The organism is Roseibium sp. R5 (assembly GCF_055755305.1).
Genome location: NZ_CM146910.1, coordinates 4,979,815 through 4,996,989, shown reverse-complemented (window position 1 = coordinate 4,996,989; position 17,175 = coordinate 4,979,815). Strand labels below are relative to the sequence as shown.

Annotated in this window: 17 protein-coding genes; 10 read left to right on the top strand and 7 right to left on the bottom strand. The window is 56.5% G+C overall.

Annotated elements, in window-relative coordinates:
* Positions 1 to 13: 13 nt before the first annotated feature.
* The 8 genes from ccoN to ccoS all read left to right on the top strand — a co-directional run bounded on the left by ccoN (position 14) and on the right by ccoS (position 8,270).
* On the top strand, positions 14 to 1,669 hold the full coding sequence (ccoN, locus tag AC0J4F_RS23425) for a cytochrome-c oxidase, cbb3-type subunit I (RefSeq protein ID WP_133947857.1): 1,656 nt from the start codon (positions 14 to 16) through the stop codon (positions 1,667 to 1,669).
* 14 nt (positions 1,670 to 1,683) lie between these two features.
* Positions 1,684 to 2,418 (top strand): cytochrome-c oxidase, cbb3-type subunit II, encoded by a 735-nt coding sequence (ccoO, locus tag AC0J4F_RS23420; RefSeq protein WP_133947855.1) that lies wholly within the window; start codon positions 1,684 to 1,686, stop codon positions 2,416 to 2,418.
* 5 nt (positions 2,419 to 2,423) lie between these two features.
* A complete protein-coding gene (locus tag AC0J4F_RS23415) occupies positions 2,424 to 2,579 on the top strand; it encodes a cbb3-type cytochrome c oxidase subunit 3 (RefSeq protein WP_133947853.1) in 156 nt (51 codons plus the stop codon).
* 3 nt (positions 2,580 to 2,582) lie between these two features.
* The gene (gene ccoP / locus AC0J4F_RS23410) at positions 2,583 to 3,461 is read left to right on the top strand and encodes a cytochrome-c oxidase, cbb3-type subunit III (protein WP_133947851.1); all 879 of its coding nucleotides are present in this window, start codon (positions 2,583 to 2,585) and stop codon (positions 3,459 to 3,461) included.
* A 264-nt stretch (positions 3,462 to 3,725) separates the two neighbouring features.
* Positions 3,726 to 5,189, top strand: coding sequence for a cytochrome c oxidase accessory protein CcoG (gene ccoG, locus AC0J4F_RS23405; protein ID WP_209002271.1), 1,464 nt, complete (start codon positions 3,726 to 3,728; stop codon positions 5,187 to 5,189).
* 139 nt (positions 5,190 to 5,328) lie between these two features.
* The gene (locus AC0J4F_RS23400) at positions 5,329 to 5,841 is read left to right on the top strand and encodes a FixH family protein (protein WP_133947849.1); all 513 of its coding nucleotides are present in this window, start codon (positions 5,329 to 5,331) and stop codon (positions 5,839 to 5,841) included.
* A 10-nt stretch (positions 5,842 to 5,851) separates the two neighbouring features.
* Entirely contained in the window at positions 5,852 to 8,104 is a 2,253-nt protein-coding gene (locus AC0J4F_RS23395; protein ID WP_473024919.1) for a heavy metal translocating P-type ATPase, read from the top strand.
* 1 nt (position 8,105) lies between these two features.
* Positions 8,106 to 8,270 (top strand): cbb3-type cytochrome oxidase assembly protein CcoS, encoded by a 165-nt coding sequence (gene ccoS, locus AC0J4F_RS23390; RefSeq protein WP_473024918.1) that lies wholly within the window; start codon positions 8,106 to 8,108, stop codon positions 8,268 to 8,270.
* Between the two features lie 31 nt (positions 8,271 to 8,301).
* Here the strand turns inward: ccoS and AC0J4F_RS23385 are convergent, their stop codons facing one another.
* The gene (locus AC0J4F_RS23385) at positions 8,302 to 8,466 is read right to left on the bottom strand and encodes a hypothetical protein (RefSeq protein WP_473024917.1); all 165 of its coding nucleotides are present in this window, start codon (positions 8,464 to 8,466) and stop codon (positions 8,302 to 8,304) included.
* Between the two features lie 352 nt (positions 8,467 to 8,818).
* On the opposite strand from AC0J4F_RS23385, the gene AC0J4F_RS23380 reads away from it, so the two are divergent.
* Together AC0J4F_RS23380 and aroQ are read left to right on the top strand one after the other, a co-directional pair.
* Positions 8,819 to 9,301, top strand: coding sequence for a response regulator (locus tag AC0J4F_RS23380; protein ID WP_473026462.1), 483 nt, complete (start codon positions 8,819 to 8,821; stop codon positions 9,299 to 9,301).
* A 433-nt stretch (positions 9,302 to 9,734) separates the two neighbouring features.
* A complete protein-coding gene (gene aroQ, locus AC0J4F_RS23375; protein ID WP_209172981.1) occupies positions 9,735 to 10,178 on the top strand; it encodes a type II 3-dehydroquinate dehydratase in 444 nt (147 codons plus the stop codon).
* 33 nt (positions 10,179 to 10,211) lie between these two features.
* Here the strand turns inward: aroQ and AC0J4F_RS23370 are convergent, their stop codons facing one another.
* The 6 genes from AC0J4F_RS23370 to urtB form a co-directional block, all read right to left on the bottom strand.
* A complete protein-coding gene (locus tag AC0J4F_RS23370) occupies positions 10,212 to 11,033 on the bottom strand; it encodes a sugar transferase (protein WP_473024916.1) in 822 nt (273 codons plus the stop codon).
* 272 nt (positions 11,034 to 11,305) lie between these two features.
* Positions 11,306 to 12,613 (bottom strand): UDP-glucose dehydrogenase family protein, encoded by a 1,308-nt coding sequence (locus AC0J4F_RS23365; RefSeq protein WP_473024915.1) that lies wholly within the window; start codon positions 12,611 to 12,613, stop codon positions 11,306 to 11,308.
* A 242-nt stretch (positions 12,614 to 12,855) separates the two neighbouring features.
* Positions 12,856 to 13,551, bottom strand: a complete 696-nt coding sequence (gene urtE, locus AC0J4F_RS23360) for an urea ABC transporter ATP-binding subunit UrtE (RefSeq protein WP_473024914.1) — start codon at positions 13,549 to 13,551, stop codon at positions 12,856 to 12,858.
* Positions 13,552 to 13,554: 3 nt separating this feature from the next.
* Entirely contained in the window at positions 13,555 to 14,301 is a 747-nt protein-coding gene (urtD, locus tag AC0J4F_RS23355) for an urea ABC transporter ATP-binding protein UrtD (protein ID WP_209177128.1), read from the bottom strand.
* 3 nt (positions 14,302 to 14,304) lie between these two features.
* A complete protein-coding gene (gene urtC, locus AC0J4F_RS23350) occupies positions 14,305 to 15,537 on the bottom strand; it encodes an urea ABC transporter permease subunit UrtC (protein ID WP_473024912.1) in 1,233 nt (410 codons plus the stop codon).
* The gene (gene urtB / locus AC0J4F_RS23345) at positions 15,534 to 17,153 is read right to left on the bottom strand and encodes an urea ABC transporter permease subunit UrtB (protein ID WP_473024910.1); all 1,620 of its coding nucleotides are present in this window, start codon (positions 17,151 to 17,153) and stop codon (positions 15,534 to 15,536) included. Before urtB ends, urtC begins: the two co-directional genes overlap by 4 nt.
* Positions 17,154 to 17,175 lie beyond the last annotated feature (22 nt).

Sequence of the window (17,175 nt, the reverse complement as noted above, 5' to 3'; positions counted from 1 at the left end):
TGGGGCGCTAAATATGGCACAACAAAAGACCGGTTTGGTCTCGCTCGAGGAAGGCGGCTTCGCTATCTTCCTTGTGCTACTTGCATTTGCCTGCCTTATCGTGGCGGGCAAGACCTTTGATCAGGTCATGGCATTTCACGCTAGCGTCGGCGCATTGTTCGCCGCGCTCGGCGTATTCTATATCTTCAAGAACTTCTTCGATGACGGCGGGCAAGCGATCCCGCAGGAACTCGAGGGTAAACCCAACTACAACATTGGCCCCATCAAGTTTGGCGCAATCGCGGCCATGTTCTGGGGCATCGCCGGCTTCACTGTCGGTCTGGTGATCGCGCTTCAGCTGGCCTGGCCTGCGCTGAACTTTGATCTGCCCTGGACCAACTTCGGCCGCCTGCGCCCCTTGCACACCTCCGCGGTGATTTTTGCATTTGGCGGCAACGTTCTTCTGGCAACATCGATGTATGTCGTGCAGCGGACCTGCCGCGCACGGATGCCAGGCAAGATCCTGCCCTGGTTCGTGATCCTGGGCTACAACGCCTTTATCGTCATTGCCGGAACCGGTTACTTGCTGGGTGCCACTCAGGGCAAGGAATATGCCGAGCCGGAATGGTACGCTGACCTTTGGCTGACAATCGTTTGGGTGTTCTATCTGCTCCTCTTCCTTGGAACCCTGTGGAAGCGGAAAGAGCCGCACATCTATGTTGCGAACTGGTTCTATCTTGCGTTCATCGTGACCATCGCGGTGCTGCACATCACAAACAACCTGACCATCCCTGTGTCGATCTATTCGACCCAGTCCGTGATCGTCTGGGCCGGTGTCCAAGATGCGATGGTTCAGTGGTGGTACGGCCACAACGCTGTGGGCTTCTTCCTGACAGCTGGCTTCCTCGCCATCATGTACTACTTCATCCCGAAGCGGGCTGAACGGCCGGTCTACTCCTACCGCCTGTCGATCGTTCACTTCTGGGCGCTGATCTTCATCTACATCTGGGCTGGCCCGCACCACTTGCACTACACGGCTCTGCCGCAGTGGGCGTCAACACTTGGTGCGACCTTCTCCATCATCCTGTGGATGCCGTCCTGGGGTGGCATGATCAACGGCCTGATGACCTTGTCGGGTGCATGGGACAAGCTGCGGACCGATCCGGTCCTGCGCATGATGGTGGTTTCCGTTGCCTTCTACGGCATGTCCACCTTCGAAGGGCCTTTGATGTCCCTGCGGGCTGTCAACTCCCTGTCGCACTACACCGACTGGACTATTGGTCACGTTCACTCCGGTGCGCTTGGCTGGGTTGGCTATATCTCCTTCGGCGCGATCTACTGCCTCGTTCCGTGGCTGTGGAACAAGAAGGGCCTGTATTCCCTGAAACTGGTGAACTGGCACTTCTGGCTGTCGACGCTCGGTATCGTTCTCTACATCACCGCGATGTGGGTGTCCGGCATCATGCAAGGCCTGATGTGGCGCGCATACGACAGCCTCGGCTTCCTGGAGTACTCCTTCGTGGAAACCGTTGAAGCGATGCATCCCTTCTACATCATCCGTGCTCTCGGCGGTGCGCTCTTCGTGGTCGGCGCCCTGATCATGGCCTACAATCTCTGGATGACTGTCCGTCACGGCGAGGCTGAAGAAGCCGACGCTTTACCGGCAGGCTCCCTGGCTGCGGCCGAATAAGGGGAGGGACAAAAATGTCTGCATGGAAAAAACACGAAATATTTGAGAAGAACTCGATCATCCTTGTGATCGGTATTCTCGTGGCCATCTCTGTCGGTGGCTTGGTTGAGATCGCTCCGCTCTTCTATCTGAAGAGCACGATCGAAAAGACGGAAGGAATGCGGCCTTATACGCCGCTGGAGCTCGCAGGCCGCGAGATCTATATCCGGGAGGGGTGCTATACGTGCCACTCCCAGATGATCCGTCCGATGCGCGATGAGTTGGAGCGCTACGGCCACTTCTCACTGGCAGCGGAGTCGATGTACGACCATCCGTTCCAGTGGGGTTCGAAACGGACCGGTCCGGACCTTGCCCGCGTTGGCGGCAAGTACTCCGATGACTGGCACGTTGAGCACTTGATCGATCCGCGCTCGCTGGTTCCGGCCTCGATCATGCCTGGCTATCCGTTCCTTGCCGAAACCGAGCTGTTCACCCGTGACATTCAGGGTCACGTCAGCGCTAATATGGTGGTGGGTGTTCCTTACACGGATGCGCAACTCGAGTTCGCTGTCGCCGATGCCATCGGTCAGGCGTCTCCGGACACCGACGGGGCTTATGACTTCGAAGAGCGTTGGCCAAATTCGGCGGTTCGCGACTTCGACGGCAACCCGCGTAAGGTCACTGAGATGGATGCGCTCGTCGCCTATCTTCAGGTGCTCGGAACCATGGTCGACTTCTCGATCTACGACAACAAAGCCAACCTGAGGTAAGTGCGATGAACGAGACATACTCCGCGCTCGCGGCCTTCGCGCAAACCGGTGGCCTTATCTACTTCATGATCCTGTTTGGCATCGTTCTGGCCTACGCCTTGTGGCCGAAGAACCGTGAAAAGTTCGATGATGCCGCCCAGATCCCGTTTCGGGAGGACTGATCCATGTCTGATACACATCCAAAGGAAGTCGACCAGGTATCCGGGGTCGAAACCACAGGCCATGAGTGGGATGGCCTGAAGGAACTGAACAATCCGTTGCCGAAATGGTGGCTCTATCTGTTCTACGTTACCATCGTCTGGGCCGTGATTTATTGGGTGCTTTACCCATCATGGCCGCTGATTTCCAGCTACACCACCGGTGTTCTGGGATCCAGCCAGCGGGCTGAAGCCCTTGCAGCCCTTGAAGAAGGCGTTGCCGGTCGCTCCCAGTTCGCTGATCAGATCGTTGCGACACCGTTGGCAGACATCTCCAACGATCAGCAACTCCTGCAATTTGCGATGGCCAATGGCCGGGCTGCATTCGGCGACAACTGTGCACCATGTCACGGGGCAGGTGGAACCGGATTTGAAGGCTACCCGAACCTTCAGGACGACACCTGGATCTGGGGCGGTACGCTGGATGACATCCACACCACGCTGCTTCACGGCATTCGTGTCGACAATGACAACGCACGCTTTGGCGAGATGCCGGCTTATGGTCGCGATGAACTCTTGAGCAAAGAGGAAATCAGCCAGGTCGCCAACTACGTCGCCTCCCGCACAGGCTTGGAAACCGATGAGGGTGTCGATCTCGCAGCGGGTGAAACCCTCTACGTAGACAACTGCGCAGCGTGTCATGGCGACAATCTGGAAGGTATTCAGGATGTCGGCGCGCCAAGCCTGATGTCGGCGAACTACCTCTATGGCAAGTCGCTGGACGCCATCAAGGCTCAGATCACCAACCCGCGCAATGGTGTCATGCCGGCCTGGGAAGATCGTCTTGATCCGGCAACGATCAAGTCGCTGACAGTTTATGTCCACGCCTTCGGTGGCGGTCAGTAAACTGTTCAAAATGGTGCGACAAAAGCGCCAGACTTGGCTTTGATTTGATCCGGCGCAAAGAGGATATCTTTGCGCCGGATTATCTTATGCGCATGGTGGAACTCCACCAGATCAGCGGTGGGTCTACCGGGCCCGGTTGTAACGCCAAAGCTGATCGTTTTTGAAGTGACAGAGCATCCTTGTGCGTTCACTTGAACGCACGATGCTCCAGGCATTTGGTTGAAGATCCTATTGGGGCAGGATCGGGCAAAGAGGACGGACGGTATGTCTACCGACACCGAAACGCACGAGGGCGGCCACGACGACGAGTGGTTTGCGTCTGCCAAGAAAATATATCCCATGGCAACCCATGGTCTGTTCCGGCGGATCAAATGGGCGCTGCTATTCATTACACTGGGCATCTACTATTTCCTGCCCTTCATAAGATACGACCGCGGCCCGAACGCACCGAACCAGGCTGTGCTCGTGGATATGGACAATGCCCGCGGTTACTTCTTCTTTATCGAAATTTGGCCGCAGGAAGTCTATTACCTGACCGGCCTGTTGATCATTGCGGCTGTGACCCTTTTTCTCATGAACGCAGTCGCTGGCCGAATTTGGTGCGGATACCTGTGTCCGCAAACGGTTTGGACTGACCTGTTCCTCTGGGTAGAGCGCAAGGTTGAGGGCGACCGCCGCGAGCGGATTGCGCTCGACAAAGAGCCTTGGTCCGCCTCGAAGGTTGGCAAACGGGCAACAAAACACTTCTTCTGGCTGATGATCGCCTGGTGGACGGGCGGCGCTTGGGTGCTTTACTTCAACGACGCGCCGACGCTGGTTTGGCAGCTGCTGACGTTCCAGGCTCCGATGGTTGCCTATATGTGGATCGGCATTTTGACTGCGACCACGTATTTGCTTGCCGGGTTCATGCGGGAACAGGTTTGCATTTATATGTGCCCCTGGCCGCGTATTCAGGCGGCCCTGACTGACGAAAAAGCGCTCAACGTCACCTATCGCTGGGATCGGGGCGAGCCGCGCGGGTCACTCAAGCACAACAAGGAACTCGAAGCTCAGGGCCTCCCGGCAGGTGACTGCATCGACTGCTACCAGTGCTTCCAAGTTTGTCCGACCGGCGTTGATATTCGCAAAGGTCCGCAGCTTGATTGCATTCAATGTGGTCTGTGCATTGATGCCTGCGACAACATCATGACGAAGGTTGGCAAGCCCACCGGCCTGATTGCCTATGATACCGACGAAAACATTGAGCGCCGGATCGAGGGCAAGGAACCGGTCTATGAGATCGTCCGGGTTCGGACTGTCATCTATGCGGCTGTCATTGCTGTAGTCGGCATCATCATGCTGGCAGCGCTTTTGACCCGAGACTTTGCCGACATCAGCGTTCTGCATGACCGGAACCCGGTTTATGTGGAACAGTCCGACGGCTCGGTCCGCAACGGCTACACCGTGCGTCTGTCCAACAAACGTCGCCATGACCGGCACTTCATGCTGCACGTCGAAGGCATGCCACCGAACACACAGGTCGAAGCTGTTGGTGTGACTGAGACCTTTGCTGGTCGGCCGATCATCCAAGTTGGACCAGACACGACCCGGGAAATCCGCGTTCTTGTGACCTCACCACCTTGGGAAAAGATGCCGCACTCAACTCCGGTGACGTTCCGGATCACCGAAAGTGTGATGGGGGAAGTCATTACCGCGAAGGACACATTCAAAGCGCCGGATCCGGACTAAGCCGGAGCTCTGGACGCTGAGAGACAACCAAACACCTCGCCCTTTTGGTGAGCTCCTGAAAGGGGCGGGGTGATGATCAGACAAACGCTCTTTTGCTGAAGAGGGGCCTTCAGCAAAAGACCACGCCGAGGAGACGGATATGGCGATGGCTGAGATAAACGGAAGAGATCCTAAAGCAATCACTGGCAAGACGGTCCTGCTGTGGCTGGTCGGGTTCTTCGGTGTGATCTTCCTGACCAACGGGATCTTTCTTTACTACGCGCTCGGGACCTTTCCGGGTGTCGCCGTAGAGAGTTCTTATGAAGCCGGTCAGGCCTACAATCACGAAATTGCAGCGGCGAAAGCACAGGAGCAACTGAACTGGACCATCTCCAGCGAGTTGACGCGTCAGGCCGATGGGAGTGGCAAGCTCCTGGTCCTTGCGAAGGATGCCGCAGATGCACCGCTTTACGGGATCAATGTCGAGGCGACCCTGAAGCACCCGGCACAGGTCAATGCCGACATCGCTTTGATCCTAACAGCGGACGGCGGCGGCCGGTATATCTCTGAAGTTGACACATTGCCGGCCGGAAACTGGACGCTGCATCTTGAAGTAACCGAGAACGGCGAACGCAAGTTCAAGTCCGAAAATCGCATATTCATCAAGGAATAAGGCGGCAGAAGTGACGGTTCATCAGCGCGATTGGCAGGCTTTTGTAGTTCCAGCAGATGACGGCGCGGTTCATATGGACTTGGCCGTTGACGGCATCACTTGTGCGGCATGTATGGGCGAAATCGAGCGCGGCCTGAAGCGGCTCCCGGGCATCCGCAAGGCCCGGGTCAATCTGACATCACAGCGGCTGGCGGTTGACTGGGTCGAAGACCAGACCGGAGCTGATGAAATCGTGGCTGAACTGGAACGGTTGGGATATGCGGCTCACCCGTTTGATCCAGCAAGTCAGAAAGAACGGCAGGACAAGACCGGCAAGCAATTGCTGCGCTGCCTGGCAGTCTCCGGGTTTGCTGGCATGAACATCATGCTGTTGTCCGTTTCCGTGTGGTCGGGGAACGCCAGCGATATCACGCCGGAAACCCGGGACTTTTTTCACTGGCTTTCTGCTCTGATCGCCTTGCCGACCGTTGCCTATTCCGGTCAGCCGTTTGTCAAAAGCGCGTTCCGTGCCTTGTCCGCCGGCCGTCTGAATATGGACGTGCCGATTGTCATTGGTGTTGGTTTGGCCGTCGCGCTGTCGGTCGTCCAAACCATCCAGCATCATCACCATGCCTATTTTGAATCGGCTGTGATGCTGCTCTTTTTCCTGCTTGTCGGGCGGTATCTTGACCACAACATGCGCGGACGCACCCGCTCGTTTGCCGAAAATATTGCAGCTTTGAAAGCCGAGGTGGCGGCGAGGATCAACCCGGATGGGTCGGTTCGCGAAGTTCCCTTGTCCAAGATTGCGGCTGGAGACCTTGTACTGGTCGCAGGCGGTGAGCGGGTGCCGGTGGACGGCGTTGTCTCAAGCGGTATTTCCGAAATCGACCAAAGCCTTGTGACAGGAGAGAGTGTTCTCGTTCCGGTCAAGCCGGGCCAGCGGGTTTATGCCGGCACCCTCAACGGGGCCGGGGCGTTGCAGATCCGCGTTGAAGCTGCTTCAGGCGCGACGCTTCTAGATGAAGTCAACCGGTTGCTTGAAACGGCATCTCAAGCCAAGTCGAAATATGTCCGCATTGCCGACCGCGCTGCGCAGCTTTATGCGCCGCTCGTTCATGGAGCCGCTGGCCTCACGTTCCTGGGTTGGCTTTTGGCGGGCATGGAGTGGCAGCCTGCACTTGTGATCGCGATCTCGGTCCTGATCATTACCTGTCCATGTGCGCTTGGATTGGCGGTTCCTGCCGTCCAGGTCGTTGCGTCGGGACAATTGTTCAAGTCCGGTGTCTTGCTGAACTCCGCTGACGCGATTGAACGTATGGCCGATATCGACACGATCCTGTTCGACAAAACCGGAACGCTGACCCTGGCTGAACCGGAGCTGGTTGGAGAGATTGACCGGCAAGATCCTGTGCTGGCCTTGGCTGGGCAGTTGGCATTGGCAAGCCGCCACCCCTTGTCGATGGCCCTGGTGAAGGCCACAGGCGCCCTTGTCCCGCTTGCCGATGTACAGGAAGTATCCGGTGCTGGCCTTGAAACCCATGTCGATGGGCAGCGGTTGCGGCTCGGAAGTCCATTGTTCTGTGGTGCAACGACAGAAGCAATTGAAGAACGTCTGTTGGCAGTACCAGGGGCGTCGTTGCTGGCTATTCAGTATGGCGAAGAGCCCGTGCGTTTGTTGGCGGTTCGCCAGAAGCTCCGCTCCGATGCGCGAGATGTCGTCGATCAATTGAAAGCGCAGGGGTATGCTCTTGAGATTGTGTCAGGTGATACGCAGCCTTCTGTGGCAGAGTGTGCCGAAGCACTTGGAATTGAGAATTGGCAAGCCGCGATGACGCCTTCTGCGAAAATCGCCCGTCTGGAAGCCCTGCAGGCCGATGGCCGGAAAGTGCTGATGGTCGGTGACGGATTGAACGATGCGCCAGCGCTCGCCGGAGCGCATGTGTCGTTGTCTCCTGTCTCCGCTGTTCATCTCAGTCAGGCGGCAGCTGACGCCGTCTTCCTCGGCAAGAAACTCCAGCCGGTTTTTGACGCGCTACGGCTTTCCATACGAGCGCGGCGCGCAATTGAACAAAACCTCTGGATTTCGACCGTTTATAATATCATCGCGGTGCCAATCGCGGTTGCCGGATACGTGACGCCCTTGATGGCGGCCGTCGCCATGTCCGCTTCGTCATTGGCGGTTACGGCCAATGCGCTGCGTTTGAAATGGGGCAACCGGGTTGCAACTGATGTTGAGGCTACGACCGCCTTCGTCCCGGCAGCAAGCACCAAGGGAGAGTGAAATGGATGTCTTGATTTTTCTAATCCCGATTGCCCTCGTGCTCGGCGGCGTGGGCCTCGTAGCTTTTCTCTGGTCCTTAAAAACCGGGCAATATGATGATCTGGAAGGGGCCAAATGGCGCATTCTGGATGACGATGATCTCCCTGAGCGCAAAAACACACCGTGACCTGTGCAAGGGGGCTCCCGTACCGGCTATGTCAAGAAAGGATGTTCGATAGGACCATGCCGGTCGCAAGGATCAGCAGCCCTATCCCGGAAAACAGAAGCATGTTCGGGCGATAAGCCCCGCTCACGTTTGATTGTAAATGATGCTCTTTGGTGCCAGGTGCGCTGTCCGGAGCATTGTTTTCATCTTCTGTCATATATCGAACGATCACCCATAATCCTGTTTGTCTATTTCCAGCGGGCTGACAGCCCAAATTTTTGGGACCTGTCATCTGGAGAATGGCGCTGCAGTTTGAAAGTCCTGTTAATCGGAGGGCTGCAAAAGTCTTAATTCTTCGCAACATTACTAAAACGTAAGGGCAGGGATTACGAATTAACCAGTTCTCCAATAAGATGGCTTACCTTTACAACTTGAGAGCATGTTCAATGCCGGAACGCGACTAACGCATTGTTCAGAAATTCATGTCAGAGAAGACATGAACTTAGGAGGATTGGGTGAGCCTGGATCTGGCCTCGTTGACGTTTTTGCTGGTGGAAGACAGCGCGTATATGCGGACCATTCTGCGCACGATGCTGCAGGGGTTCGGAGCGCGGCGGATTGTCGAAGCCGAAGATGGCGCATCCGGCTTGGAGGCGATGGACCGTGCTAACCCGGATATCTTGATCCTTGATTGGGTCATGCCGATCCTTGATGGCGCGGACATGGTTCGGATGATCCGCAGCCCAAACAATCCTTTTGCCTACATTCCGATCATCATGGTGACTGCTCATACGGAACGTAGCCGTATTGTCGAAGCGCGTCGGCTTGGTGTTCACGAGCTCCTCTCCAAACCGATTTCCGCCAAGGCGCTCTATCAGCGGGTGTCGAGTGTGATCGTTCAGCCACGGGACTTCATCAAGACCGCGACCTATTTTGGTCCGGCCCCGCGCGAGATCCGCAATCGTCAGAAGATCTGGCAAGGTGGTCCTGGGGAACAGCCAAGTGGCGACCAAGGAAACGGCGGCGACGGCGCAGTCACGGCTATCGGTTAGGTCTGCTCAGACGCCCCTAAGCGGCTGACTGTTTCGAATCTGCAGTATTCTCTGCGCCTAACCCATCTGTCTGGCCCAGTGAAGTGCTGGCGTCAGAGAACTGCGCCAGTAGATCCAAGTCAACAGTGTAATTGTCGAGCAGGAATTGTGAAAGAACATCTATAGGGAGATGTTGATACCCTTCGACAGCTTCATTGAGAGCTTCTAATGTGTCTAGTCTTTCACGAATTTTTATCATGACATCCCAAGTCAATCACGAATCATGACCTTTGTTATGATGTAGGGTTAATAATAGGTAATTGTCTGGAGGGCAACAGCTGTCCGGCAAATAAGCTGCAATTGAAAAACCAATTATATTTTGTTCACACCAATGCGCACTTATTGCTAAACAAAACGCACCTTAGGTCTACAGGTGACAACAAAGGATCTCGCAATGGCTGCCGTCGTATACGTTTTGAATGGCCCGAACCTCAATCTTCTGGGCAAGCGGCAGCCAGAGATTTACGGAGCGCAAACCCTTGCCGATGTTGAAGAGTTGTGCCGGTCCACCGCTGCGCGTTTGGGCATGACCGCCGATTGCCGGCAAAGCAACGCGGAACATGAACTCATCGACTGGATTCAGGAGGCGCGGGAAACAGCCGCCGCGATCGTTATCAATCCCGCGGCTTACTCGCACACATCTGTCGCCATTCTAGATGCCCTGAACGCTTGTGAGTTTCCGGTTATCGAGGTCCATATCTCCAACATTCACAAGCGTGAAGAGTTTCGTCATCACTCCTACGTTTCAAGCCGCGCAGATGCAGTCATCGCTGGCTGTGGTGTTCAGGGCTATGAGCTTGCACTTACCCATGCCGCCAGCTTGGTGCGCGTCGGCTAGAAGCTCAAGTTAGCATTGGGGGTTGTGGGCCGTTTAGGCGCCGCTTCCTCTCAGGAACTCGCGGGCGATCGTGCGAGCCACGATTTTGACGTCAAGCCACAGGCTCACATTCTCAATGTATGCAAGATCATACTCGAGCCGCATACGCGCCAGGTCCGCATCGGACGCATCTCCGCGATAACCGTTGACTTGTGCAAGGCCGGTGATGCCTGGCAGCACCTGAAGCCGGTCATAGTAGCGATAGTCGAGGCACTCGTAGGGAACTCCGCCTGCCTGCATGCCGGGGACATAGGGCCGTGGGCCCACAAGCGACATTTGCCCGCGCAACACGTTCCAAAGCTGAGGCAGTTCGTCAAAGCTGCTCTGGCGCAGGAAACGTCCAATCCATGTAACGCGCTGATCGCCCACAATGGTGTGCTGCAAGCCCGTATGGTCGCATTGATTGACGAACATCGTCCGGTACTTGAGAATGGAAAACGGTTGTCCGTTAATCCCAAGACGGGTCTGACGGAAGAACACCGGTCCGCGGCTGGTCAGTTTGATCGTCAGGGCGATGCCTGCCAGTAGAGGGAACAAAAACACGAGGCCGGCGACCGCGCCCGTGACATCGAAGACCCGTTTCAATGCGCGCTGCAAGGGCCTCGCTTCGTAGACTGGGCGCTTTACCTCTGCGTAAGGCGAGGCAGCTTTCCGCAGCTGGCGGGCAGTCAGTATCCGTTGTGCCGCCCCGCCGCGAATTTTCTGCATACGGCCTGAGCTGGTGCCTCTGAACAAGCCGGAGGACGGCGTCGCAAAGCCAAAGCGATAAAGCTTTCGCGCTTCTTTCCTCTCGTCTGTCAGCGTCTCATCTGCCATGCGCCCAAAACACCCGTCGTCCGATCAGTCCTACCTAACTTTGCGGACCATAAATCAGAACATTTTCAGGTTCCAATTAAATATTAGTAAAGTGTTAACGCTGTGATCCAGATCACGAAGTGCATGAGATAAAATACTTATTTGCGCTGACGGAGAAGATGGCGTCAGGACTTTTCCTTACAAGAGCGTTGCGAAGGTGAAAAAGACAAACCCGTAAAACGGGCGAAAAACACCCCAAACGGGCAGGTTTGCAACCTAAATACAACCATGTGTCAGTAGGAGCGGCCAACGCTCGTATAGTCGAAACCAGCTTCTGCCATATATGCAGGTGTGTAGATGTTCCGGAGATCTGCAACCTTTGGGGTTTTGACCAGCGATTTCACGCGCTCCAGATCCAGCGCCCGGAACTGGTCCCACTCGGTCACGATCACGATCGCATCAGCACCTTCGATGGCATGATAAGGACCGTCACAGAACATGACGTCCTGCATAAGTTTGGCGGCCTCTTCCATGCTCGCCGGGTCAAAGGCGCGAATCTTGGCACCGGCTGCTTGCAGTTTCTGAACGATGTCGATACTGGGCGCTTCGCGCATGTCATCGGTGTTCGGTTTAAAGGCAAGGCCGAGCAGGGCGATCGTTTTGCCGTCGACACCCCCGCCCATGAAATCAATGACCTTGTCGGCCATCTTCTTCTTCCGCGCAGCGTTCACCTCGATCACCGAATCGACGATTTTCAGGCCGGATTCCGCGTCGGCTGCGATCTTGGATAGAGCAAGCGTATCTTTCGGGAAGCAGGAGCCGCCATAGCCGGGGCCCGCGTGCAAGAACTTGGAGCCAATCCGGTTGTCCAGACCAATGCCGCGGGAGACTTCCTGAACATTGCCGCCGACCTTCTCACAAAGGTCCGCAATTTCATTGATGAAGGTGATCTTCACGGCAAGGAAGGCGTTGGCAGCATATTTGATGAGTTCGGACGTGCGGCGCTTGGTGACCAGGATCGGCGTCTCATTGAGGTAGAGCGGCCGGTAGAGCTCCCGCATGACATCCACAGCCTTGGCGCTGTCTGTGCCGACAACAACGCGGTCTGGACGTTTGAAATCTTCGATGGCAGCACCTTCCCGCAAAAATTCCGGGTTTGAGACGACTGCAAAGTCTGCATCCGGACGGGTCTTGCGGATAATCGCTTCCACTTCGTCCCCAGTGCCGACCGGAACGGTCGACTTCGTCACCACTACCGTGAACCCGTCAATGAGTGCGGCGATTTCTTCGGCTGCTGCATACACATATGTCAGGTCCGCATGTCCGTCGCCCCGGCGGGTCGGGGTTCCAACCGCGATGAAGACAGCGTCAGCGCCTTTGACAGCTTCTTCTGCATCGGTCGAAAAGAACAGCCGCTCTTCGGAAACGTTCTTGGCGACCAGTTCCTGAAGGCCAGGCTCATAGATCGGGATCTCGCCCTTGTTCAGGGCATCGATCTTGGCGGCGTCCTTGTCAATGCAGGTTACAATGTGGCCGAAGTCGGCAAAACAGGTTCCAGATACCAGACCGACATACCCGGTCCCAATCATCGCAACGCGCATCGTCTATCCCAGTTTTTCCAGACAGGATCGTTTATCCCGTCAAAGGCGCGGCTGGGGCACGGAATACCCTTAGCCGAAGAAGAAAACTCAGCGCGTTGGTACTGGCTTTCTGACAGGTGTCAATCCACGAAGGGCTGCACGGGAACCAATTGCGCAAAGTTGCGGCCCTTATGCCGCAGTTTTCGGCACACTATTATGACGGCAATGTTTCTTGCCCTGGTTTTCCAGGCAAGTTTTGACCATCAGACCGTCAGATAACGCCTGACGTCCGCCTCAGACATGTCGTCGCCACGTCCGGAGAGAACCACTTCGCCGCGGTCCATAACCGCGTAATCATCTGCAAGATCGCGGGCGAACTCGAAATACTGTTCAACCAGGACAATCGCCATTGTCCCTTGATCCCGAAGCCATGAGATTGCCCGGCCAATGTCCTTGATGATTGAAGGCTGAATTCCTTCGGTCGGTTCATCCAAAACCAGCAGTTTTGGGCGCGTCACCAAGGCTCTGGCGATCGCAAGCTGCTGCTGTTGCCCGCCGGATAGATCGCCGCCACGGCGATGCAGCATGTCCTTGAGCACTGGAAAAAGCTCGAAGATCGTATCCGGGATAAACCGTTCCTTGCGCGGGATCGGCGCATATCCGGTTTCCAGGTTCTCCTTGACGGACAAAAGCGGAAACACTTCGCGCCCTTGTGGAACAATGGCGATGCCCTTCTTGGCCCGTGCATGCGGCGGCAGGTTGGAGATGTCTTCACCGTTCCAGATGATTTGCCCCGCACTTATAGGCTGCTGGCCGGCAACCGCGCGCAATGTCGACGTCTTGCCAACGCCGTTGCGGCCCATCAGGCAGGTGACTTTACCCGTTTCTGCTGTCAAGGAGACGCCTTTAAGCGCCTGAGCGGCGCCATAGTGGAGATTTATATGTTCGACTTTGAGCATGTCTCACCGCCCCAGATAGACTTCAACAACCCGCTCATCGGCGGAGACGTGATCAAGAGAGCCCTCGGCCAGAACAGATCCTTCGTGCAGGACCGTGACTTTCACACCGAGGGAGCGGACGAAATCCATGTCGTGTTCGACGACAACGACGGAATGGTCTTTGGCAATCTCTTTCAAGAGTTCGGCTGTTTCCGCTGTTTCCGCGTCGGTCATACCGGCGGCAGGCTCATCCACGAGCAAGAGTTTTGGATCCTGGGCCAGCAGCATCCCGATTTCCAGCCATTGTTTTTGGCCGTGGGAGAGATTTGCCGCCAGCTCATCGCGTTTTTCGCCGAGGCGGATCAGCTCAAGAAGCTCTTCAATCCGCTTTTTTTCAGCGCCTGTAACAACGTGAAACAGGGTTGCGAACGGTCCCCGGGGTGCTTTGAGCGACAATTCGAGATTGTCCCAGACCGTGTGACTTTCAAACACGGTCGGCTTTTGAAACTTGCGGCCAATGCCAAGCTCGGCGATGGAAGCCTCGTCTTCTCCTGTCAGATCGATGACACCGTTGAAAAAGACCTCTCCCGTATCAGGTCGGGTTTTCCCGGTAATAATATCCATCATCGTGGTTTTGCCGGCACCATTTGGGCCGATGATCGCCCGCATTTCTCCCGGGTCGATGGTCAGCGAGAGGTCGTTGATCGCCTTGAAGCCGTCGAAGGAGACTGAGACACCGTCCAGATAAAGCTGGCTTGTTGATCTGGCCATGAGTTACTCCGCGGGCTGAGGTTCTGATGAGAGTGGTTTGCCCTTTCCTGGCCCGGCCATATTGGCTGGCGCAGCCGGGCTTTGAGGCGGTGCTGTCGGCGGCGTGCCAGACCCGCTTTCCGCGCTTGCCGACACTTTGCGCTGCTTCAGTGCCGTCCACCCTTGTGAGACTGTCCCGACAATGCCTTTGGGCAGGAACAGGGTAACCACCACGAACAGGCCACCGAGGGCGAACAGCCAGATGTCAGGGAGGACGGCGGTGAACCACGTCTTGGCGAAGTTCACAAGAACTGCCCCGAGGACAGCGCCGACCAGTGTCCCACGCCCGCCTACTGCGACCCAGATCACCACTTCAATGGAATTGGCTGGTGCAAATTCGCCCGGGTTGATGATGCCGACTTGAGGAACATAAAGCGCACCTGCAATCCCGGCCATCATCGCTGATATGGTCCAGACAAAGAGCTTGTAGTGTTCGACCCTGTAGCCGAGGAACCGTGTCCGGCTTTCCGCATCACGCACGGCGACCAGCACCTTGCCCAGTTTGGACCGCGTGATCGCCCGGCAGATGATGTAACAAAGGCCGAGGGCAATCCCGGAGGCTGCGAAGAGCGCGGCACGCGTGGTGTCCGCCTGAATGTCGAAGCCCAGGATGTCTTTGAAGTCGGTCAGGCCGTTGTTGCCGCCGAACCCCATGTCATTGCGGAAGAAGGCCAGCAACAGCGCGTAGGTAAGGGCCTGTGTGATGATGGAGAGGTAAACGCCGGTAACGCGCGAGCGAAAAGCAAACCAGCCGAAAACGAAGGCCAGGGCGCCAGGCACCAGCACCACCATCAGTGCTGCAAACCAGAACATGTCAAAGCCGTACCAGAACCACGGCAGGGCATCCCAGTTCAGGAACACCATGAAGTCGGGAAGGATCGGGTCGCCATAAACGCCCCGGCTGCCGATCTGGCGCATCAGGTACATGCCCATGGCATAACCGCCGAGCGCAAAGAAGGCGGCATGGCCGAGCGACAGGATCCCGCAGAATCCCCAAACAAGATCGACCGAGAGGGCTAGCAGTGCGTAGGTCAGGTACTTGCCCATCAGCGCAACCGCATAGGTCGGTACATGGAACGGGGAATCTTCCGGGACCAGGAGATTGCCGGCCGGGACCAGAAGGATCACGGCGGTGAGCAGCGCCAGGAATATACCCGCACGGGCGTCCATGGCGCGGAACAGAAAGGACGTCATCATGCTTCGACTGCCCGGCCCTTGAGGGCGAACAGACCCCGTGGACGCTTTTGAATGAATAGAATGATGAAGACGAGCACCAGAATCTTGGCGAGGACCGCTCCTGCGTAAGGCTCAAGGAACTTATTGACCACGCCAAGGGTCATGGCGCCAACCAGCGTGCCCCAAAGGTTGCCAACGCCGCCGAAAACCACGACCATGAAGCTGTCAATGATGTAGCCTTGTCCAAGGTTCGGGGAAACGTTGTCGATCTGTGAGAGAGCAACACCGGCAATCCCCGCGATCCCTGAACCGAGACCAAAGGTTAGAGCGTCGATCCAGGGCGTGCGGATCCCCATGGACGCGGCCATGCGCCGGTTTTGGGTCACGGCTCGTGTGTAGAGACCGAACGGTGTTTTCTTAAGAACCAGGATCAGCCCGGCAAAGACCAGCAGGGCAAACAGGATGATCCACATCCGATTGTACGTAACGGTCATCTGACCGATCTCGAAGGCACCGGACATCCAGTCCGGATTGCCGACTTCGCGGTTTGTCGGGCCAAAGATCGACCGGACAGCTTGCTGAAGAATGAGCGAAATGCCCCAGGTGGCGAGAAGTGTTTCCAGAGGACGGCCATAGAGCCAGCGGATGACGCCGCGCTCAATACCAATGCCGATAAGGCCAGAGGTCGCAAAAGCAAGCGGAAGAGCAATGAACAGGGAATAGTCGAAAAGGCCCGGCGCGGAGGTGCGGATCAGCTCCTGCACCACAAAGGTGACATAAGCACCGATCATGACCATTTCGCCGTGGGCCATGTTGATGACCCCCATGACGCCGAAGGTGATGGCAAGGCCAATTGCGGCAAGCAGCAAAACAGAGCCGAGCGACAGGCCGTACCAGATGTTCTGAGCAGCATCCCAGGTGGCGATGGACTTCTCGATCTTGGCAACTGCGTTTGCGGCAGCTTCTTGAACCGCGCCCGTGGAGGCGGATTGAGCAGCAATCAGAAGGGAGAGCGCATCCCGGTTGCCCATGTCGGACAACGTTTGAATTGCCCCAAGCTTTTCACTCTCATCCAGGTCGGAATTCAGGACCGCCGCTGCGCGCGCCTGCTCCATGACTGTGCGGACGTTGTCGTCGGTTTCTGCGGCGAGCGCTTCATCCAGCGCTTCAATCTTCTCCGGATCCTGGGCTTTGAAAATCGCTTCGGCGGCGGTTAAGCGGACAGCCGGATCGGGTGCCTGCAGGGTCAGTGATCCAAGTGCGGCGCGGATCACGCGGCGCAGCCGGTTGTTGACTTTGATCTTTTTGACTTCTCGGCGGCCCGCTGTGCCCGCAGCCTCTCCTGTGAGCGGGTCGGTGAGGTTATAGGATTTCCCCTCTCTTTGAGCGATGAAGACCATTCCGTCGGATTTGCGGACATAAAGATCGCCCGCGCTCAGCGCTTCAAGGGTAGGCGCAACAGCTGGATCGCCAGTTGCCTTGAGCGCTTCAACCTGGCGCTGGGTTTCGTCGAATTTGCCTTTGGCAAGTTCATTGACCAGCGGCCGGAGCGCTTCGCTGCTGTCTTGTGCGGAAACTGATCCGATTGACAGCACTGCAAGGCACAGGAGAACGAGGAATGATTTCAAAAAGGACATTGGTCCACCGCGGTTGGAATAA